The 19,063-nt window shown below is 57.6% G+C and carries 20 protein-coding genes and 1 other RNA gene; 16 read left to right on the top strand and 5 right to left on the bottom strand.

The genetic code is table 11. The features are described 5' to 3' along the window. Positions 1–2: 2 nt before the first annotated feature. Positions 3–1,040, bottom strand: a complete 1,038-nt coding sequence (locus K0F75_RS13065; protein ID WP_219062275.1) for an NADP(H)-dependent aldo-keto reductase — start codon at positions 1,038–1,040, stop codon at positions 3–5. A gap of 249 nt (positions 1,041–1,289) precedes the next feature. On the opposite strand from K0F75_RS13065, the gene rplM reads away from it, so the two are divergent. The 7 genes from rplM to K0F75_RS13030 all read left to right on the top strand — a co-directional run bounded on the left by rplM (position 1,290) and on the right by K0F75_RS13030 (position 6,245). Next, positions 1,290–1,718, top strand: coding sequence for a 50S ribosomal protein L13 (gene rplM, locus K0F75_RS13060; RefSeq protein WP_219062274.1), 429 nt, complete (start codon positions 1,290–1,292; stop codon positions 1,716–1,718). 14 nt (positions 1,719–1,732) lie between these two features. Next, positions 1,733–2,125, top strand: coding sequence for a 30S ribosomal protein S9 (gene rpsI / locus K0F75_RS13055; protein WP_219062273.1), 393 nt, complete (start codon positions 1,733–1,735; stop codon positions 2,123–2,125). Positions 2,126–2,380: 255 nt separating this feature from the next. Further along, complete coding sequence (gene petA / locus K0F75_RS13050; protein WP_219062272.1) at positions 2,381–2,974, top strand: ubiquinol-cytochrome c reductase iron-sulfur subunit; 594 nt, start codon at positions 2,381–2,383, stop codon at positions 2,972–2,974. Further along, a complete protein-coding gene (locus tag K0F75_RS13045) occupies positions 2,974–4,185 on the top strand; it encodes a cytochrome bc complex cytochrome b subunit (RefSeq protein WP_219062271.1) in 1,212 nt (403 codons plus the stop codon). Before petA ends, K0F75_RS13045 begins: the two co-directional genes overlap by 1 nt. Continuing rightward, entirely contained in the window at positions 4,185–4,964 is a 780-nt protein-coding gene (locus K0F75_RS13040; RefSeq protein ID WP_219062270.1) for a cytochrome c1, read from the top strand. Before K0F75_RS13045 ends, K0F75_RS13040 begins: the two co-directional genes overlap by 1 nt. Before the next feature lie 232 nt (positions 4,965–5,196). Further along, positions 5,197–5,814, top strand: a complete 618-nt coding sequence (locus K0F75_RS13035; protein ID WP_219062269.1) for a glutathione S-transferase N-terminal domain-containing protein — start codon at positions 5,197–5,199, stop codon at positions 5,812–5,814. A 17-nt stretch (positions 5,815–5,831) separates the two neighbouring features. Further along, complete coding sequence (locus K0F75_RS13030) at positions 5,832–6,245, top strand: ClpXP protease specificity-enhancing factor (RefSeq protein ID WP_219062268.1); 414 nt, start codon at positions 5,832–5,834, stop codon at positions 6,243–6,245. Between the two features lie 93 nt (positions 6,246–6,338). On the opposite strand, the gene K0F75_RS13025 is transcribed toward K0F75_RS13030, so the two are convergent. The 4 genes from K0F75_RS13025 to K0F75_RS13010 form a co-directional block, all read right to left on the bottom strand. Further along, positions 6,339–6,917: a BON domain-containing protein gene (locus K0F75_RS13025; RefSeq protein WP_219062267.1), complete on the bottom strand. Its 579-nt coding sequence runs from the start codon at positions 6,915–6,917 to the stop codon at positions 6,339–6,341. Continuing rightward, positions 6,914–7,507: a phosphoheptose isomerase gene (locus K0F75_RS13020; RefSeq protein WP_219062266.1), complete on the bottom strand. Its 594-nt coding sequence runs from the start codon at positions 7,505–7,507 to the stop codon at positions 6,914–6,916. The genes K0F75_RS13025 and K0F75_RS13020 overlap by 4 nt, the downstream gene beginning before the upstream one ends. Before the next feature lie 138 nt (positions 7,508–7,645). Next, positions 7,646–8,017: a YraN family protein gene (locus tag K0F75_RS13015; RefSeq protein ID WP_219062265.1), complete on the bottom strand. Its 372-nt coding sequence runs from the start codon at positions 8,015–8,017 to the stop codon at positions 7,646–7,648. Continuing rightward, positions 8,017–9,831, bottom strand: a complete 1,815-nt coding sequence (locus K0F75_RS13010; RefSeq protein ID WP_219062264.1) for a penicillin-binding protein activator — start codon at positions 9,829–9,831, stop codon at positions 8,017–8,019. The genes K0F75_RS13015 and K0F75_RS13010 overlap by 1 nt, the downstream gene beginning before the upstream one ends. 272 nt (positions 9,832–10,103) lie before the next feature. Here K0F75_RS13010 and rsmI point away from each other — a divergent pair, with 272 nt between their 5' ends. From rsmI to mraY, 9 genes are all read left to right on the top strand, one after another. Beyond that, the gene (gene rsmI / locus K0F75_RS13005) at positions 10,104–10,976 is read left to right on the top strand and encodes a 16S rRNA (cytidine(1402)-2'-O)-methyltransferase (protein WP_219062263.1); all 873 of its coding nucleotides are present in this window, start codon (positions 10,104–10,106) and stop codon (positions 10,974–10,976) included. Positions 10,977–11,062: 86 nt separating this feature from the next. Continuing rightward, positions 11,063–11,420: RNase P RNA component class A (rnpB, locus tag K0F75_RS13000), an RNA gene on the top strand. 307 nt (positions 11,421–11,727) lie between these two features. Further along, positions 11,728–12,183, top strand: a complete 456-nt coding sequence (gene mraZ, locus K0F75_RS12995; protein WP_219062262.1) for a division/cell wall cluster transcriptional repressor MraZ — start codon at positions 11,728–11,730, stop codon at positions 12,181–12,183. A 2-nt stretch (positions 12,184–12,185) separates the two neighbouring features. Continuing rightward, positions 12,186–13,127 carry a 16S rRNA (cytosine(1402)-N(4))-methyltransferase RsmH gene (gene rsmH / locus K0F75_RS12990; protein WP_219062360.1) on the top strand — a complete coding sequence of 314 codons (942 nt, stop codon included), beginning with the start codon at positions 12,186–12,188 and terminating at the stop codon, positions 13,125–13,127. Continuing rightward, positions 13,124–13,417, top strand: coding sequence for a cell division protein FtsL (ftsL, locus tag K0F75_RS12985; protein ID WP_219062261.1), 294 nt, complete (start codon positions 13,124–13,126; stop codon positions 13,415–13,417). Before rsmH ends, ftsL begins: the two co-directional genes overlap by 4 nt. Continuing rightward, the gene (locus K0F75_RS12980; RefSeq protein WP_219062359.1) at positions 13,417–15,153 is read left to right on the top strand and encodes a penicillin-binding protein 2; all 1,737 of its coding nucleotides are present in this window, start codon (positions 13,417–13,419) and stop codon (positions 15,151–15,153) included. The genes ftsL and K0F75_RS12980 overlap by 1 nt, the downstream gene beginning before the upstream one ends. After that, positions 15,153–16,616 (top strand): UDP-N-acetylmuramoyl-L-alanyl-D-glutamate--2,6-diaminopimelate ligase, encoded by a 1,464-nt coding sequence (locus tag K0F75_RS12975; RefSeq protein ID WP_219062260.1) that lies wholly within the window; start codon positions 15,153–15,155, stop codon positions 16,614–16,616. The genes K0F75_RS12980 and K0F75_RS12975 overlap by 1 nt, the downstream gene beginning before the upstream one ends. Next, on the top strand, positions 16,609–17,976 hold the full coding sequence (murF, locus tag K0F75_RS12970; RefSeq protein ID WP_219062259.1) for a UDP-N-acetylmuramoyl-tripeptide--D-alanyl-D-alanine ligase: 1,368 nt from the start codon (positions 16,609–16,611) through the stop codon (positions 17,974–17,976). The genes K0F75_RS12975 and murF overlap by 8 nt, the downstream gene beginning before the upstream one ends. Beyond that, a complete protein-coding gene (gene mraY, locus K0F75_RS12965; RefSeq protein ID WP_219062258.1) occupies positions 17,976–19,058 on the top strand; it encodes a phospho-N-acetylmuramoyl-pentapeptide-transferase in 1,083 nt (360 codons plus the stop codon). Before murF ends, mraY begins: the two co-directional genes overlap by 1 nt. Positions 19,059–19,063 lie beyond the last annotated feature (5 nt).

Raw genomic sequence — 19,063 nt, 5'->3', positions numbered from 1 at the left:
TACTACGGCGCCGGGTTTGGGTGGTCCTTGTGAATCGCTTCGATGCCCGCCAGCACTTCGTCGGAAAGATTCAGCTCGAAACTGGCGATGTTGCTGTCCAGTTGTTCGAGGGTGGTCGCGCCGATGATGTTGCTGGTGACGAACGGCTGGCGAGTGACGAAAGCCAGGGCCATTTGCGCCGGGTCCAGGCCGTGCTCACGCGCCAACGCGACGTAACGGCTGCAGGCGGCTTCCGATTGCGGGTTGAAGTAGCGGCTGAAGCGGCTGTAAAGGCTCAGGCGGCCTTTGGGTGGTCGTGCGCCGTTTTCGTACTTTCCTGACAGCACGCCGAACGCCAGTGGTGAGTAAGCCAGCAGGCCGCATTGCTCGCGAATGGCGACCTCTGCAAGGCCGATCTCGAACGTCCGATTGAGCAGGTTGTAAGGGTTCTGGATCGACACTGCACGCGGCCAGCCGCGGCTTTGCGCCAACTCCAGAAATTTCATCGTGCCCCACGGCGTTTCGTTGGACAGGCCTATGTGGCGGATTTTGCCAGCCTTGACCTGCGCGTCGAGTGCTTCGAGGGTGTCTTCCAGGGGTGTGAACTCGCCTTCCTTGTGCGTGTAGCCCAACTGGCCAAAGAAGTTGGTGCTGCGCTCGGGCCAGTGCAGCTGGTACAGGTCGATGTAGTCAGTCTGCAGGCGCTTGAGGCTGGCATCCACGGCGGCAACGATGTGCTCGCGATTGTGTTTGAGGCTGCCGTCACGGATGTAATCAATGGTGTTGCCAGGCCCGGCGATCTTGCTGGCCAGAATCCAGTCGGCTCGATCGCCTCGGGTTTTGAAATAATTACCGATGAACCGCTCAGTGGTAGCGTAGGTGTCGGCTTTGGGCGGTACGGGGTACATTTCCGCCGTATCAATGAAGTTGATCCCGGCAGCCTTGGCTCTCTCGATCTGCTCAAAGGCCTCTGGCTCGCTGTTCTGCTCGCCCCAGGTCATGGTGCCCAGGCACAGGGCGCTGACGTTCAGGTCGGTTCGGCCGAGTCGGCGGTAATCCATATTTTTCTCCTTTAATTGAGGGGAATCATAAAAGCAGGTTGAAATTTTTTTCGCAATCTGCATAATTCCGCAGCTCTTTGCAGTGGAAGTGATGCGCCGTCTGCCGAAGAATCTTGCCGTATTACGGACGCGCCGACCCGAGCCCCCGACAGCGTCTGTTTCCGGCTGCCTTTGACCTTGTCAAAGTACGCACTATTCAGTAAGATCCGCCGTCTAATTTATCAGGGCGGCCCCTGAGGCTATTAAAGAATGAAGACTTTTACTGCTAAACCGGAAACAGTTCAGCGCGACTGGTTCGTCGTCGACGCTGCTGGTCAGACTCTGGGTCGTCTGGCGACCGAGATCGCGAGCCGTCTGCGTGGCAAGCACAAACCGGAATACACTCCGCACGTCGATACTGGCGATTACATCGTCGTTATCAACGCTGAGCAAATCCGCGTTACCGGTGCTAAAGCCACCGACAAGATCTACTACTCACACTCCGGTTTTCCGGGCGGGATCAAGTCGATCAACTTTGAAAAGCTGATCGCCAAAGCTCCTGAGCGCGTGATCGAGACCGCGGTTAAAGGCATGCTGCCTAAAAACCCGCTGGGTCGCGACATGTATCGTAAGCTGAAAGTCTATGCGGGCACTGCACACCCTCATACTGCTCAGCAGCCCCAAGAACTGAAGTTTTAACGGAATAGTTCATTATGTCGGCGACTCAAAATTACGGCACTGGCCGTCGCAAGACCGCAACCGCTCGCGTTTTCCTGCGTCCAGGTACCGGTAACATCTCCATCAACAACCGTACCCTCGACGGGTTCTTCGGTCGCGAAACTGCCCGTATGGTAGTTCGTCAGCCGTTGGAACTGACCGAGATGACCGAGAAGTTCGACATCTACGTCACCGTTATCGGTGGCGGTGTAAGTGGTCAAGCTGGCGCAATCCGCCACGGTATCACTCGCGCTCTGATGCAGTACGACGAAACCCTGCGCGGCGCTCTGCGCAAAGCAGGCTTCGTAACTCGCGATGCTCGTGAAGTTGAACGTAAGAAAGTTGGCCTGCGTAAAGCGCGTAAGCGTCCGCAGTACTCGAAGCGTTAATTCGCTGCTTCGTTCAAAAGCGCCCAGTTTCCTTTCGGAGCTGGGCGTTTTTTATGGGCGTTCATTTTAGGTGTGACAACTTGCCACATCAGCGGGCGCCGCGTGTTATAAGGCTTCAAGCCGTTTCAGGATGGTAATTACCTTGTCAACTAAGGGGCTTTTCATTACCATTCGGCAAAATTTTTACACAGTTCAGATTTTTACTTAGTAGATGCCTGGTTTAACAGGTCACAGAGCTGATGGGAGAGGAACGGAATGAGCAATGACGGCGTGAATGCAGGCCGGCGTCGCTTCCTCGTAGCAGCCACGTCCGTCGTGGGTGCTGCAGGAGCGGTGGGGGCTGCGGTCCCGTTCGTGGGGTCATGGTTTCCCAGTGCCAAGGCGAAAGCCGCAGGTGCACCGGTAAAGGTGAATGTCAGCAAGATCGAAGCAGGTCAGCAGATGATTGCTGAGTGGCGAGGTCAGCCGGTGTTCATCGTTCGTCGTACCGAGGAAATATTGGGAAACCTGAAGAAGATCGAAGGGCAACTCTCCGATCCGAACTCCAAGAACTCAATACAACCGACCTACGTCGACCCAGAGACACGTTCGATCAAGCCAGAGATCCTTCTGTTGGTCGGAATTTGCACCCACTTAGGCTGTTCTCCGACGTTTCGTCCTGAAGTCGCACCCGTTGATCTGGGTAAAGACTGGGTGGGCGGATACTTCTGTCCATGCCACGGCTCTCACTACGATCTGGCAGGCCGCGTCTACAAATCGCAACCAGCCCCTTTGAATTTGCCAGTGCCGCCGCATTCCTATGAGTCGGACAATGTTATTGTCATTGGCGTCGATCCGGAGAAAGCGTGATGAGCAAGTTCATGGACTGGGTTGATGCGCGCTTTCCCGCCACAAAAATGTGGGAAGACCATCTCAGCAAATATTACGCACCAAAAAACTTCAACTTCTTCTACTTCTTCGGCTCGCTGGCTTTGCTGGTGCTGGTCAATCAGATCGTTACGGGTGTCTGGCTGACCATGAGTTACACGCCGTCGGCTGAAGAGGCGTTTGCTTCTGTCGAATACATCATGCGTGACGTGGAATACGGCTCGATCCTGCGCCTGCTCCACTCCACCGGGGCTTCTGCCTTCTTTATCGTGGTTTATCTGCATATGTTCCGTGGCTTGCTCTACGGTTCCTACCAGAAGCCACGCGAGTTGGTATGGGTCTTCGGGATGCTGATCTACCTGGCGCTGATGGCTGAAGCCTTCATGGGTTACCTGCTGCCTTGGGGCCAGATGTCCTACTGGGGCGCACAGGTGATCATCTCGCTGTTCGGTGCGATCCCGGTGATTGGCGGCGACCTGACGCAATGGATTCGTGGTGACTACCTGATTTCCGGGATTACCCTGAACCGCTTCTTTGCCCTCCATGTGGTCGCGTTGCCGATCGTCATTCTGGGTCTGGTGGTGTTGCACGTTCTGGCGCTGCATGAAGTCGGTTCGAACAACCCTGATGGCGTCGACATCAAGAAGCACAAAGACGAAAACGGTATACCGCTGGACGGCATTGCCTTCCACCCGTACTACACCGTGAAAGATATCGTCGGCGTGGTGGTGTTCCTGTTCATCTTCTGCTCGATCGTGTTCTTCTTCCCTGAGATGGGTGGCTACTTCCTCGAGAAGCCTAACTTCGAAGTGGCGAACGCCTTCAAGACTCCATTGCACATTGCTCCTGTTTGGTACTTCACGCCGTTCTACGCGATCCTGCGTGCGATTCCGGACAAGCTCATGGGCGTTATCGCCATGGGTGCTGCGATTGCCGTGCTGTTCGTGTTGCCATGGCTCGACCGTAGTCCGGTCAAGTCCATGCGCTACAAAGGCTGGCTGAGCAAGGGCTGGTTGGTAGTGTTCTGCGTGGCCTTCGTGATTCTGGGTGTGTTGGGCGTTCTGCCGCCAACCCCTGAGCGCACGATCTTGTCGCAGGTCTGTACATTCCTGTACTTCGCCTACTTCATTCTGATGCCGTTCTATACCCGGCTCGAGAAGACCAAACCGGTTCCAGAAAGGGTGACTGGCTGATGAAAAAGCTATTTGCTGTATTGATGTTTGCGCTTCTGCCTACCTTGTCCTTTGCAAACGCAGAGGGTCCTGAGCTGGAGAAGGTCGATATCGACGTGTCTGACAAGGCCGCGATGCAGGATGGGGCGCGTACCTTCGCCAACTACTGCATGGGCTGTCACAGTGCCAAGTTCCAGCGCTATGAACGCGTTGCGGACGATTTGGGCATCCCTCACGATCTGATGCAGGAAAAACTGATATTCACCGGCGCCAAAATTGGCGACCACATGAGTATCGGCATGCAGCCTTCTGACGCGAAAGCCTGGTTCGGCGCGGCACCGCCCGATCTGACCCTGGTGGCCCGTGTTCGTGGTACTGACTGGCTCTACAGCTACTTGCGTTCGTTCTACGAAGATCCGACGCGTCCTTGGGGCGTGAACAACACGATTTTCCCGAACGTCGGCATGCCAAATGTTCTGGTCGGCCTGCAAGGTCGTCAGGTGATCGGTTGCAAGCAAGTGCAAGTGGTTGAGGGCGGCAAGAAGCAATATGATCCGTTGACCGGTACTCCGCTGACTCATGAAGCGTGCGATCAACTGACCGTGTTGCCGAAAACCGGTGCGCTGAACGAAGAGCAGTTCGATGAGAAGGTCAAGAATCTCGTGACCTTCCTGGCCTACTCGGCAAACCCGGTGAAGCTGGAACATCAGCGCATCGGTACGTATGTATTGCTCTACCTGGCGTTCTTCTTCGTATTCGCTTACCTGCTGAAGCGCGAATACTGGAAAGATGTCCATTGATCAAGTTGTAATCCCTGCTGTTAACGATGCGCGCCCTAGGGCGTCTCTTTAAAGATAACGAGCGTGGGGCAGGTAGGGCGAAGGCGGTCAGGTTGGGTCATTCATGTTTGATGGATGAGCCGCCGGGTCGCTTTCAACGGCCACCTGTTTCTGCGCGGTCGATATCGGAGGCGCCCTTTGGGCGCGCTCGTTTTTCTGCTTCTGAAAACTTTAACAAGCGAGGAGGACCGCCATGGGCGTGACCAATCGGTTGGCCTGTTACTCCGACCCCGCCGACCACTATTCCCACCGCGTGCGCATTGTGCTCGCAGAGAAAGGTGTCAGCGCTGAGATCATTGATGTAGTGGCGGGTCGTCATCCGCCAAAGCTGATCGAGGTGAATCCGTACGGCAGCGTGCCAACACTGGTCGATCGTGACCTGGCGCTGTACGAGTCGACAGTGATAATGGAATATCTGGATGAGCGTTACCCGCATCCACCTCTGCTGCCGGTCTATCCGGTCGCGCGTGCCAATAGCCGTCTGCTGATTCATCGCATTCAGCGTGATTGGTGTGGTCTGGTGGATTTGATTCTGGATTCGCGCAGCAAAGAGCCAGCTCGTGTTCAGGCGCGTAAAGAGCTGCGTGAAAGCCTTACCGGCGTTTCTCCGCTGTTCGCTGATAAACCTTTTTTCCTCAGTGAAGATCAAAGTCTGGTCGACTGTTGTCTATTGCCCATACTCTGGCGTCTCCCGATCCTGGGTATAGAATTGCCGCGGCCAGCCAAGCCGCTGCTTGATTACATGGAGCGCCAATTTGCGCGTGAAGCTTTCCAGACAAGTCTGTCCGGTGCTGAACGCGATATGCGCTAAGGCTTAAGGAGCCGTTGATGAACTCCAGTCGCCCTTATTTGATTCGCGGTTTGTATGAGTGGATTGTCGATAACGATTGCACCCCGCACATGCTGGTCAATGCGGAGTACCCGTCGGTACAGGTCCCTCAGGGCTTTGCCAATGACGGTCAGATTGTTTTGAATGTGTCGCCCAGTGCTGTGCGTCATCTGCACATGGATAACGACGCCGTCAGCTTCGAAGGCCGCTTCGGTGGCGTGCCGCATACGTTGTACGTCCCTATAGCCGCGATCCTGGGCATTTATGCTCGTGAGAATGGCCAGGGTATGGTTTTCGATCTGGAGCCTCCTCTGGAAGAGGATGACGTGATCGAGCCGGATGATGACAGTCCGCCACCGGGTAGCGAACCACCGCGACCTACCGGCAGGCCCAGTCTGAAAGTGGTCAAGTAACCTGAAGCAAAGAGTCAAAAAAAAGGCGATCCCCAAGGATCGCCTTTTTTGATTCGCGGTTTTTGTCGTTAAGACAAAACCGGCGTGTTGCTGTTAATCAATGTACTCAAACAGCTTGACGATTTTCTGCACGCCCGACACGCCCTGCACCAGGTTGGTTGCGCGGGTGGCTTCCTGTTGAGTCACCAGACCCAGCAGGTAGACGATGCCATTTTCCGTCACGACTTTGATGCGCGAGCCTGGAATGGTGTTGTCAGTCAGCATTTGCGTCTTGATCTTGGTGGTCAGCCAGGCGTCGTTGTTGCGCGCCAGCAGCGAGGAGGGTGCGATGACTTGAAGTTCGTTGTTGACCTTCTTGACGCGTTGCACGGAGCTGGCGGCTTGCTCTGCGAGGGCTTTCAGGTCGGCGCGTGGTGTCTGGCCCGCGAGCAATACGATGCCGTTAAAGCTGCTCACGACGATATGCGAGCCTTCGTCGAGATCGGGGTTGGCCTTGGCAACGTTGACCGCGACCTTGGTTTCGATCAGGGAGTCATCGATCTTGCTACCGAAAGTCCGGGTACCACGATCATCCTCGATGGGCTTGTCGCGGGTTGCGGTCAGGACCGAGCTGCATCCGCTGATGCTGAGGCACAGTGTCAAAGCCAGTAGGCTAAGGCGATTAGGGGTCATTCTTCACTCCCGAACAGTTGGCTGTCGATCAAATCGCATAGGCAATGGATCGTCAGCAGATGGACTTCTTGAATCCGTGCGGTGACTTTGGCCGGGACACGTATCTCCACGTCCTCGGGCAGTAGCAACGAGGCCATGTCGCCACCGTCGCGACCCGTCAATGCTACGACAATCATTTCGCGATCATGTGCGGCCTGGATGGCTTGAATAATGTTCGCCGAGTTGCCGCTGGTGGAAATCGCCAGCAGGACATCGCCCGGTTGACCCAGTGCGCGGATCTGTTTGGAGAAGATTTCGTTATAGCTGTAGTCGTTGGCGATGGAGGTGATGGTCGAGCTGTCGGTGGTCAGCGCAATCGCGGGCAGGCTTGGGCGCTCACGCTCGAAGCGATTGAGCAGCTCCGAGGAGAAGTGCTGTGCGTCACCGGCCGAGCCGCCATTGCCACAGGAAAGCATTTTGCCCTCGTTGAGCAGGGCATTCACCATGACCTGGCTGGCTTGCTCAATGTAGGGGGCAAGCACTTCCATCGCCTGCTGCTTGGTATCGATGCTGGCCTGGAAAAGCTGGCGAACTCGGGATTGCATGTCCATCGGGTGACCTTAAGTAGGGCGGCTGCTCCAGGCACAAGAAAGTGCAGCCTGCAAAGCAAAGAGCGAAATCGGTGTGTGGGCTTTCTATACGTCAGGGCTTGAAACGCGCCGTCCAAAGGGTCAGTCGGGCGCTTTGAATCAGCTATCAAATGCGTTCTTCACCCAGTCCAGCGGAGGTGCGCTGCCGGGGTCGCCATTAATGGCCACCACATCGAAACGGCATGGGGAATCTGCCCAGTGCGACTCTTTTTGGAGAAAAAACTGTGCGGCGAGTATGAGCTTTCCACGCTTGCGGACATCGACGCTTTCCAGCGCTCCGCCCCAGCCTGCGTGACGTCGATAGCGAACCTCGACGAATACTACTGTATCGCCGTCGAGCATGACCAGATCGAGCTCGCCTCGTTTACATAACCAGTTCTGCGTAATCAGGCGCAGGCCCTGTTGTTGCAAATGTTGCAGGGCGTAGGCTTCAGCCTCGCGCCCTGCTTGTTGCCGAGGGGTGCTCGGCATTAACGCGGAGTGTCCGGCAGATGCTGAACCTTGCCGCCGACAAACTGGGCCCATGGCAATTGACGCTCGACACGTTGACCCGAACCCATGCTCAGGCTGCCGGTCAGGCCGTCGATGCGGCTGTCTGGCAGGGTTTTGAGCTGTGCCAGGCGCGGTGCCAGACGATAAGCGTCGATCCCCATGGCGTACAGTCGGCCAAGGCTGCCTGCCGCTTGTGGCCATTGCACGGTTACTTGCTGGCGCAGTGGATCGTTGGTGTTGAGCAGCCACGGCGTTTCACAGAAGCGAATGCCTTCCAGGTCCAGATACTGCGCCTGGTCGCCGCTGTTGGTGAACAGGTGTGAAGTCGCGTACACCGGAACATCGCCTGCGTACTGGAACACCAGCGTGGGCTTGATCTGCTGCGCTTGCTGAGGCGTTACTGCGAGGAAGATGAAGTCGATGTCCTGGCGACGTGTCGGTTGTGCCGCTACTTGTGTGCCGACGGTGCTTTGCAGGCTCTTGGCGCGAGCTTCGCTGTTCCGGAGCTGGAACATGTCAGCGATTTGCTGGGCCAGGGCGACAGGCTGGTCGACATGTTCAGCAACGATAAACGTGCCGCCGGCCGCTTGCCAGCTCTGGCGGAAGGCATCCAGGACGCGGTCGCCCCATTCGCCTTTAGGGACCATGGCTGCGGCACTGCGCTTGCCATCGGCCCAGGCGCGACGTGCGACTTCGCGGGCTTCGTCTTCAGCAGCGAGGCCGAACTGGAACAGTTGTGGTGGTCCGTCCCGGCCTGCGTCGCTGTAGTTCAGTGCCAGTGTGGTGATAGGCAATTGCGGGCGGCTGCTCAGTTGTTTGACCAGCGGCTTTTCCAGTGGACCGATGACCAGTTGCACGCCTGATGCTTTGGCCTGGCGGTAGAAGTCATCGAGAGAGGTCAGGTGGGAGCTGTCGAACACTTCGATGGCTGGCGGCTTTTGGCCTGCTTGCTGCGCCTGGTAGTGCGCCGCCATAAAGCCTTCGCGCAATGCGCGGGCAACAGACGCGAGCGGGCCGTCTTGCGGCAGCAGCAGGGCGATTTTGGTCAGTGGTTCGCTGGTCAGCGCCTTGAGTTGGGCCAGTGGGGCTGGCAGTTGCAGGGCGGCCGGGTGTTGTGGGTTTTGCGCTTTCCAGGCATCGATGGCCGCCTGTTGTTGCTCCAGGGTGCCGCCGCCTTTGACTGCGCGGGCCAGGCTCAGCCAGCCACTCAGGTCATTGTTGCTGGTGCTTTGCAGTTGCTCGGCGGGCAAGCCGGCAACCAGTGCCCAGATTGCTTCATGGTTAGCGCTGGCTTGAGCGCCCTTGAGCAATGGCGCAATAAATACTCGCTCGCTGGCAGCAGGCATGATCTGCCCGTCAGCTTCCAGGGCGCGTGCCTGGACCAGCCCGGTGCGTATCTGCTGCTCGACCGGCAGCTCACCCAGTCGTTGCAGGCTAGGGTGGCTCAGGGCTGTCAGCGCGGCCTTGGGCTGGTTGCGGCCCAGCGCCAGTTCAGCGGATAGCGTGCTGGCATACACCTGTTGCGCAGGCTTGAGCTGATCAAGAGGCACCTGCTCGAGAATCCGCGCGGCGCGACCTGGGTCATTTTGCCGATTGGCCTGATCGGCTGCACTGAGTCTCAGCAGTGCAGCTTTATCGGGCGACTTGGCGGCAGCGGCTTGTTCGAGCAATTGCTCGATGCTGGCGTCCGGAGTGCGTGGAAGCTCGCCAAGACTTGACGAGGGCGAGCTGGCGCAAGCTGCCAACAGGGCAGCAAGAAAGAGGGCAGAGAACAGCCGCAGGCAAGCGATCATGTAAGTGTTCCTGATACTCGAGCAAATTAGCGGGGAATTGTACCCAAGCACTGGCCGGGGCGCGATGTTAGTGGCGTTAAAGCGGTCATATTGGTCGTTGGGCCGGGAAATAAGGATGAATCCAGCCTTTTTTCATGCTGTTCATCCTCTGTTGCAACGAAAGCAAACGCTTTTTTCATTCTTTTTTAAGTGCTGACCTTGGCCGGCTACCCATTGGCTCATGCCGTAATCTGTACAATGCGTTTTTTTCACCAACACAAGAGGTGTGCGCTTTGACTGCTCCAGGTGCTTTGAATTCCGCTGCTGGCTCGCTTTATGTCGTGGCCACGCCTATCGGTAACCTGGATGACATGAGCGTGCGCGCATTAAAAGTGTTGCGAGAGGTTGCGCTGATTGCCGCTGAAGATACTCGCCACTCGTTACGTCTGATGCAGCATTTCGGTATTTCCACGCCCTTGGCTGCCTGTCACGAGCACAACGAGCGGGAGGAGGGGAGTCGATTCATTACACGGCTGCTCGCGGGCGATGACATCGCACTGATCTCTGATGCCGGGACGCCGCTTATCTCTGATCCCGGTTATCACCTGGTGCGACAGGCGCGTGCCGCTGGCATCGCGGTGGTTCCAGTGCCAGGTGCATGTGCGCTGATCGCGGCCTTGTCAGCGGCCGGCTTGCCCTCGGACCGGTTTATTTTCGAAGGCTTCTTGCCAGCCAAAGCGGTAGGGCGGCGGGCGCGACTTGAACTGCTGAAAGAAGAGCCGCGCACCTTGATCTTCTATGAGGCGCCACACCGCATCCTTGAGTGCCTGCAAGACCTGGAACTGGTGTTCGGCCCTGAGCGTCCGGCGTTGTTGGCGCGCGAGCTGACTAAAACCTTCGAAACCCTCAAAGGTCTACCCTTGGCGGAGCTTCGTGCGTTCGTCGAAGGGGACAGTAATCAGCAGCGCGGTGAATGCGTGGTGCTGGTGGCAGGCTGGACCTTGCCCGAAGATGAGGACGTCATCGGTACCGAAGCTCGGCGTATCCTGGATTTGCTGCTGGAGGAGATGCCTCTCAAACGCGCGGCGGCCTTGGCGGCGGAAATCACCGGGGTGCGCAAGAATTTGCTTTACCAGGTAGCGCTGGAGAAACAAAAAGATGCATAAAAGATCCTTCTTGGCCTGACAGTCAAAATGCGCGGAACTTATTAAAGCTTGTTCTTGAGCGTCCGTGCCGCTAACCTTGGCGGCGGAGAGTCGATTGGACAGTCGCTGCCTTCTATTGTTCCGCAATAGGGGGGGGAGGAAAGTCCGGGCTCCATAGGGCAGAGTGCCAGGTAACGCCTGGGAGGCGCGAGCCTACGGAAAGTGCCACAGAAAATAACCGCCTAAGCACTTCGGTGCCGGTAAGGGTGAAAAGGTGCGGTAAGAGCGCACCGCACGTCTGGCAACAGTTCGTGGCAAGGTAAACCCCACTCGGAGCAAGACCAAATAGGGTTCCAAGGCGTGGCCCGCGCTGGAACCGGGTAGGTTGCTAAAGGCGTCCAGTGATGGCCGTCGTAGAGGAATGACTGTCCTCGACAGAACCCGGCTTACAGATCGACTCTCCACCTTTTCCCCCTCTCTGCTTTTTCGTAGCAGAAGCGCTTTTGTAATATCAAAAAAATCTTACTCTTGATAAATCACTTTAACTTCGAGCCACAGTGCTTTGAGTCAATTCAGGTTTATTCGTCAAAACAATTGAGAAATTGTTCCTTCACCTGTTTTTCCCCTCCTAAATCTCCGATCTGTAAGGGTTTTCCTTAGGACCGCGCCTTGACGGTGTGGTGGGCGCATTCCTATAGTGTGCACAAGTGGCGAGAAGTGGCATGAAGTGGGTTTTTTCGCCGTAAAAAGTTAATATTCGGAGATCGCGGTTGTGTTTCGTGGTGCTAATGCAATCAATCTCGATGCAAAGGGCCGTCTCGCTATGCCGAGCCGGTACCGCGACGAGCTGGATTCGCTTAGCGCCGGGCAGTTGATCGTGACAATTGATGCTGCCAGCCCCTGCTTATGTTTGTACCCATTGTCCGAATGGGAATTGATTGAAGCCAAATTGCGTGATTTGCCGACATTTCGTGAAGAGAACCGTCGCTTGCAACGGTTATTGATCGGGAATGCGGTTGATTTAGAGCTCGATGGTAGCGGCCGTTTTCTGGTCCCGCCGCGCCTTCGCGATTATGCCAAGTTGGATAAGCGCGTGATGTTAGTTGGCCAGCTTAATAAGTTTCAACTGTGGGACGAGGACGCCTGGAACGCTCTTGCTGAAGCGGATCTGGCGGCCATTCAACAACCGGGCGCTATGCCTGATGAACTGCGTGATTTGATCTTGTGACTATGAATAGCGGCTTTACCCACATCACCGTACTGCTTGATGAAGCTGTAGAGGCTCTCGCGGTGCGTGCCGATGGCTGCTACCTGGATGGCACGTTTGGGCGTGGCGGACACAGCCGTTTGATATTGCAGCACCTGGGTCCGGGCGGTCGCTTGCTGGGATTCGATAAAGACCCCCAGGCAATTGCCACCGGGCAAGCGCTGGCGGCCGAAGACGGCCGCTTTGTCATTGTGCAGCGCAGCTTTGCCGAGCTGGGTTCTGAACTCGAAAGTCGCGGTCTTGCGGGCAAGGTCAGCGGCGTTTTGCTCGACCTTGGCGTGTCCTCTCCGCAGCTGGACGACCCTGAACGCGGTTTCAGCTTCATGAACGACGGTCCGCTGGACATGCGCATGGACCCGAGTCGTGGCATCAGCGCTGCCGATTTTATCGCCACTGCATCAGCAGAAGAAATCGCCCGTGTGTTCAAGGAATACGGCGAAGAGCGCTTTGCCAAGCGCATGGCAAATGCCGTGGTTCAACGCCGTGAGACCCAGCGCTTCGAACGCACGGGCGATCTGGCTGAAGTGCTCAAGGTTGCCAACCCTGCATGGGAAAAAGGCAAGAATCCAGCGACCCGTGCGTTCCAGGGATTGCGTATCCACGTCAACAACGAGCTGGGCGATCTTGAAGCCGGGCTTGAGGCTGCACTCGAAGCGCTGGAAATCGGTGGCCGTCTGGTTGTGATCAGCTTCCACTCGCTGGAAGATCGCATCGTCAAACTGTTCATGCGCAAGCTCGCCAAGGGCGAAGCCGACAAAATGCCCCGCGACCTGCCGATTCGTTTTCAGGCGTTTGATCCAAAAATCAAAATCCTGGGCAAGGCGCAATTCGCCTCCGAGACTGAAACCAAAGCCAATCCACGTTCGCGTAGCGCTGTCATGCGTGTGGCGGAGAAGCTCCGGTGAGCCGGCTTTTCCTCAAGCCTCTGCCTGGCGGCAGTTTCATTATGTTGCTGCTGTTCGTTGCCGTGCTCGTTTCGGCGATCGGCGTGGCTTACAGCGCGCACTGGAACCGGCAGTTACTTAACTCCCTGTACTCCGAGCTGAGCGTGCGCGACAAAGCGCAGGCAGAGTGGGGGCGCCTGATTCTCGAGCAAAGCACCTGGACCGCCCACAGCCGGATTGAAACGCTGGCCAGCGAACAGCTGAAAATGCGTATCCCCAGCGCTGCTGAAGTGCGGATGGTGGCGCCATGATGAAGCTCGAGGGCGCCCTCTATCCTTGGCGCTTTCGCGTGGTGGTGGGGCTGCTTGGGATCATGGTGGGCGCGATCTGCTGGCGCATCATCGATCTGCAGGTGATTGACCATGACTTCCTGAAAGGTCAGGGCGATGCTCGCAGCGTACGGCACATCCCTATCCCGGCTCACCGTGGCTTGATCACCGACCGCAACGGCGAGCCGTTGGCGGTCAGTACGCCCGTGACGACGCTGTGGGCCAACCCGAAAGAAATGCAACTGGCCAAAGAAAAATGGCCTGCGCTTGCCGCCGCTCTGGGCCAGGACGCAAAACTGCTCGGCGACCGTCTTGAGGCTCAGGCCGGTAAAGAATTCATCTACCTGGTTCGCGGCCTGACGCCGGAGCAGGGTCAAGTCGTGCTCGACCTGAAAGTCCCTGGCGTCTATGGCATTGAAGAGTTCCGGCGTTTCTACCCGGCGGGCGATGTCACTGCGCACATGGTCGGCTTCACCGACCTGGACGACCACGGTCGTGAAGGGGTCGAACTGGCGTACGACGACTGGCTTGCCGGTGTCCCGGGTAAGCGACAGGTCATCAAGGATCGGCGCGGACGACTTATCAAGGATGTCCAGGTTACAAAAAACGCCAAGGCCGGGAAGACCTTGGCTTTGTCTATTGATCTGCGCCTGCAATACCTGGCCACTCGCGAGTTGCGCAACGCCATTCAGGAAAACGACGCCAAAGCTGGCAGCCTGGTGATCATGGATGTGAAGACTGGCGAAGTATTGGCCATGGTCAACTCGCCGACCTACAACCCCAACAACCGTCGCACCATGGTGCCGGCGGCGATGCGTAACCGCGCCATCATCGACGTGTTCGAGCCCGGCTCGACCATGAAGCCGATCTCCATGACCGCCGCTCTGGACAGTGGCCGCTGGAAACCTACCGACAAAGTCGAGGTTTACCCAGGCACGCTGCAGATCGGCAAATACACCATTCGTGACGTTACCAAGACCGAGGGCCCGATCCTCGATTTGACCGGGATCCTGATCAACTCCAGTAACGTCGGTATGAGCAAGGTGGCTTTCGACGTCGGCGGCGAAGCGATTTTCCGTGCGATGCAACGAGTCGGGCTGGGCCAATACACTGGCCTGGGTTTCCCGGGCGAGCGCGTTGGCAATTTGCCCAACTACCGTGAGTGGCGCAAAGCAGAAACCGCGACCTTGTCCTACGGCTACGGTCTGTCGGTCACCGCGTTGCAACTGGTGCACGCCTATTCCGCGCTGGCCAACAATGGCCGTATCGTGCCGCTGACCATCCTGAAAACCGATACGCCACCGGAGGCTACCCAGGCGATTCCGGAGGCCACCGCAAAAACCGTACAAGGCATGTTGCAGCAAGTGATCGAAGACCCGCGTGGTGTATTCCGCGCCCGGGTGCCGTCCTACCATGTGGCCGGCAAAAGCGGTACCGCACGTAAAACAGCGGTGGGCACCAAGGGTTACGCCGAAAACTCCTATCGCTCTTTGTTCGCAGGCTTTGGTCCTATGAGCAACCCGCGGTACGCGGTAGTCGTGGTCATCGACGAACCTGGCAAAGCGGGCTACTACGGTGGTCTGGTGTCGGCGCCAGTATTTAGCAAGGTCATGTCCGGCACGTTGCGACTGATGAACGTCACCCCGGATAACCTGGCCCCTATTCCCACGCAGGAACAAGTCAATGCTGCGCCTGTTGTTAAAGGAGGGCGTGGTTAATGCCTGTTAGCCTGAACAAGATTTTTGCCCATGCCGAGCGCGATCTGTTGATCCGCGAGTTGACCCTCGACAGCCGTAATGTGCGGGCTGGCGATCTGTTTCTGGCGGTGCCGGGCGGCAAGCTCGATGGTCGTGCGCATATCGCCGATGCACTCAAGCGGGGCGCCGCGGCAGTTGCTTATGAAGTTGAAGGCGCAACCGTTTTGCCCATCACTGATGCGCCGTTGATTCCGGTCAAGGGCTTGGCGGCACAACTGTCCGACATCGCCGGGCGCTTTTATGGTGACCCGAGCCGCAGTCTGAATCTGGTGGGCGTCACTGGCACCAACGGTAAAACCAGTGTCACCCAGTTGGTCGCGCAAGCGCTGGATCAGCTTGGGCAGCATTGTGGGATTGTTGGCACCCTGGGCACAGGGTTTTACGGCGCGCTGCAAAGCGGCCGTCATACCACGCCTGATCCGATAGCCGTGCAAGCGATGCTGGCCGATTTGAAGAAAGCCGGCGCGCGTGCGGTGGCGATGGAAGTGTCTTCCCACGGTCTGGATCAGGGACGTGCGACTGCATTGGCGTTCGACGTCGCGGTGCTGACCAACCTGTCCCGTGATCATCTGGACTACCACGGCACGATGGAAGCCTACGCAGCCGCCAAGGCGAAATTGTTTGCCTGGCCAAATCTGCATTGCCGGGTGATCAATCTGGATGACGATTTCGGTCGGCAACTGGTCAAAGAAAAACACGAATCGCGGCTGATCAGCTACAGCCTTGATGATCCTCGCGCAGACCTGTACTGCCGTGATGCGCACTTCGATGACGATGGCGTACGCGCCATGCTGGTCACAGCGCAAGGCGAGCACAATCTGCAAAGTAGCTTGCTGGGTCGTTTCAATCTGAGCAACGTGCTGGCTGCGGTCGGCGCGCTGATGGGCCTGGACTACGCGCTGGATGAAATTTTAAGCGTGCTGCCGAAACTGGAAGGTCCGGTCGGTCGCATGCAGCGCTTGGGCGGCGGCACCCAGCCGTTGGTCGTGGTCGATTACGCACACACCCCCGACGCGCTGGAAAAAGTCCTCGAAGCACTGCGCCCGCACGCCAGGGGCCGGCTGATGTGCCTGTTCGGTTGTGGCGGGGATCGAGATCGCGGCAAGCGTCCGTTGATGGCTGAAGTGGTTGAACGGCTGGCGGATACGGTCGTGGTCACCGATGACAATCCACGGACAGAAGTGCCTGCGCAGATTTTCGATGACATCCGCCAAGGGTTTGTTGCCGTCGATAAAGTCAGCTTTGTTGCCGGTCGCGGTCAGGCCATTGCCCAATTGATTGCCAGTGCCAGCGCGGCGGACGTGATCGTGCTGGCAGGCAAAGGTCATGAGGACTACCAGGAAATCGAGGGCGAGCGCCATGCGTTCTCCGATCTGGAAGAAGCCGGCAAAGCGTTGACTGCATGGGAGGTGGCACATGCTTAAGCCGCTGACGTTCAGTCAACTGATCGGGCCACTTGCTGGCCGTCAGGTCAATGCAGATTGCAGCTTTACCGGTGTCAGCATCGACAGCCGCGCCATTGTTCCGGGCCAGCTGTTTATAGCGCTGACCGGTCCACGTTTCGACGGCCATGATTATCTTGATGACGTCGCGAGCAAAGGCGCGGTCGGTGCGTTGGTCGAGCGTGAGGTTGCAGGCTCCGTTCTGCCGCAACTGGTGGTCGAAGATACCCGTCAGGCGCTGGCGCAGCTCGGTGCCCTGAACCGTAATGCGTTCGACAAGCCGCTTGCCGCGATCACCGGCTCCAGCGGTAAAACCACGGTCAAGGAAATCCTCGCGAGCATCTTGCGCACGCGCGGGCCGGTACTGGCCACGCGCGGTAATTTGAACAACGACCTGGGGGTTCCGCTGACCCTGCTCGAGCTGGCGCCTGAACACACGGCAGCAGTGATCGAGCTGGGCGCTTCACGTGTCGGCGAAATTGCCTACACCGTCAGCCTGGCCAAACCCCATGTCGCACTGATCACCAATGCCGGAACTGCCCACGTGGGTGAGTTCGGCGGCCCGGAAAAAATTGTCCAGGCCAAGGGTGAAATTATCGATGGCCTCGACGCAACCGGTATCGCGGTACTCAATCGTGATGACAAGGCCTTCGCCATCTGGCAAGCACGGGCGAATGGACGCCAGGTCGTGAGCTTTGCCTTGAGCGATGACGCTGCTGACTTCTACTCGCGTGATCTGACCCGCGATGTTCGCGGGTGCCCGAGTTTCACATTGCACGGTCCGTCCGGCGCGGCGTCTGTCCAGCTCAATCTGCTGGGCACGCACAACGTCACCAATGCCCTGGCGGCGGCTGCGGCGGCGCATGCGTTGGGTGTTTCGCTGGAAGGCATCGTTGCAGGGGTGAATGCGGTACAGCCAGTCAAAGGTCGTGCGGTTGCGCAATTGGCCACTAATGGTATTCGCGTAATCGACGACACGTATAACGCTAACCCCACCTCAATGTGCGCTGCCGTTGATATACTCGCCGGCTTTTCTGGGCGCACCGTTCTGGTGCTCGGGGATATTGGCGAGTTGGGCGAGTGGGCGGAAGAAGGCCATCGTCAGGTCGGCGCATACGCTGCGGGCAAGGTGTCGGCGTTATATGCGGTGGGGCCTTTTATGACCTATGCCGTGAACGCTTTTGGCCAGCACGCTCGCCACTTCACCAACCAGACCGACCTGATCGCGGCGCTTGGCGCCGAGCAGGACACTAATACCACTATTTTGATCAAGGGTTCGCGCAGCGCTGCGATGGAAAACATCGTCGCGGCTTTGTGTGGTTCTAGCCGGGAGAAACACTAATGCTGCTGCTGCTGGCGGAATATCTGCAACAGTTCTACAAAGGCTTCGCGGTCTTTCAATACCTGACCCTGCGCGGGATTCTCGGCGTGCTCACTGCGTTGTCGCTCTCGCTGTGCCTGGGTCCATGGATGATTCGCACCCTGCAGAATCGCCAGATCGGCCAATCGGTACGTAATGACGGTCCGCAGTCTCACCTCTCCAAGTCGGGCACCCCGACCATGGGCGGCGCGTTGATCCTCTCGGCGATTACCGTCAGCACCCTGCTGTGGGCTGATCTGAGCAACCGTTATGTCTGGGTCGTGTTGATCGTCACGTTGCTGTTCGGTGGCATTGGTTGGGTCGACGATTACCGCAAAGTGATCGAGAAGAACTCCAAGGGGCTGCCTAGCCGCTGGAAATACTTCTGGCAGTCAGTGTTCGGCCTTGGCGCCGCGATTTTCCTTTATGCAACTGCGCCGTCCGCGGTAGAAACCACCCTGATCCTGCCGATGCTCAAGGATGCCAGCATCCCGCTCGGTGCCGGCTTCATGGTGCTGACCTATTTCGTCATCGTCGGATCGAGCAACGCAGTCAACCTGACGGATGGTCTCGACGGTCTGGCGATCCTGCCGACGGTGATGGTTGGCGGTGCGCTGGGTATCTTCTGCTACCTGTCGGGTAACGTGAAATTCGCTGAATACCTGCTGATCCCTTATGTACCGGGCGCGGGTGAGCTGATTGTGTTCTGCGGCGCGTTGATTGGTGCAGGCCTGGGCTTTCTCTGGTTCAACACGTACCCGGCGCAAGTTTTCATGGGCGACGTCGGTGCCCTGGCACTCGGCGCCGCACTGGGCACCATTGCCGTGATCGTTCGTCAGGAAATCGTCCTGTTCATCATGGGCGGTGTATTCGTGATGGAAACCCTTTCAGTCGTCATCCAGGTCGCGTCCTTCAAGTTGACCGGTCGCCGTGTGTTCCGCATGGCACCGATTCACCACCACTTTGAACTCAAAGGCTGGCCCGAGCCGCGCGTGATTGTCCGTTTCTGGATCATCACCGTGATTCTGGTGCTGATCGGCCTTGCCACCCTGAAGCTGAGGTAGAACGA

The organism is Pseudomonas sp. UMAB-08, from assembly GCF_900095225.1.
Classification (GTDB): Bacteria; Pseudomonadota; Gammaproteobacteria; order Pseudomonadales; family Pseudomonadaceae; genus Aquipseudomonas.
Note: the sequence above shows the minus strand (reverse complement) of the source record. Positions and strands in the feature narration are given on the sequence as shown.

Bases quoted from the DNA above. Each gene is read 5' to 3' on its own strand.
- K0F75_RS13065 (WP_219062275.1), bottom strand. From the start codon at position 1,040: ATGGATTACCGCCGACTCGGCCGAACCGACCTGAACGTCAGCGCCCTG.
- rplM (WP_219062274.1), top strand. From the start codon at position 1,290: ATGAAGACTTTTACTGCTAAACCGGAAACAGTTCAGCGCGACTGGTTC.
- rpsI (WP_219062273.1), top strand. From the start codon at position 1,733: ATGTCGGCGACTCAAAATTACGGCACTGGCCGTCGCAAGACCGCAACC.
- petA (WP_219062272.1), top strand. From the start codon at position 2,381: ATGAGCAATGACGGCGTGAATGCAGGCCGGCGTCGCTTCCTCGTAGCA.
- K0F75_RS13045 (WP_219062271.1), top strand. From the start codon at position 2,974: ATGAGCAAGTTCATGGACTGGGTTGATGCGCGCTTTCCCGCCACAAAA.
- K0F75_RS13040 (WP_219062270.1), top strand. From the start codon at position 4,185: ATGAAAAAGCTATTTGCTGTATTGATGTTTGCGCTTCTGCCTACCTTG.
- K0F75_RS13035 (WP_219062269.1), top strand. From the start codon at position 5,197: ATGGGCGTGACCAATCGGTTGGCCTGTTACTCCGACCCCGCCGACCAC.
- K0F75_RS13030 (WP_219062268.1), top strand. From the start codon at position 5,832: ATGAACTCCAGTCGCCCTTATTTGATTCGCGGTTTGTATGAGTGGATT.
- K0F75_RS13025 (WP_219062267.1), bottom strand. From the start codon at position 6,917: ATGACCCCTAATCGCCTTAGCCTACTGGCTTTGACACTGTGCCTCAGC.
- K0F75_RS13020 (WP_219062266.1), bottom strand. From the start codon at position 7,507: ATGGACATGCAATCCCGAGTTCGCCAGCTTTTCCAGGCCAGCATCGAT.
- K0F75_RS13015 (WP_219062265.1), bottom strand. From the start codon at position 8,017: ATGCCGAGCACCCCTCGGCAACAAGCAGGGCGCGAGGCTGAAGCCTAC.
- K0F75_RS13010 (WP_219062264.1), bottom strand. From the start codon at position 9,831: ATGATCGCTTGCCTGCGGCTGTTCTCTGCCCTCTTTCTTGCTGCCCTG.
- rsmH (WP_219062360.1), top strand. From the start codon at position 12,186: ATGAATAGCGGCTTTACCCACATCACCGTACTGCTTGATGAAGCTGTA.
- K0F75_RS12980 (WP_219062359.1), top strand. From the start codon at position 13,417: ATGAAGCTCGAGGGCGCCCTCTATCCTTGGCGCTTTCGCGTGGTGGTG.
- K0F75_RS12975 (WP_219062260.1), top strand. From the start codon at position 15,153: ATGCCTGTTAGCCTGAACAAGATTTTTGCCCATGCCGAGCGCGATCTG.
- murF (WP_219062259.1), top strand. From the start codon at position 16,609: ATGCTTAAGCCGCTGACGTTCAGTCAACTGATCGGGCCACTTGCTGGC.
- mraY (WP_219062258.1), top strand. From the start codon at position 17,976: ATGCTGCTGCTGCTGGCGGAATATCTGCAACAGTTCTACAAAGGCTTC.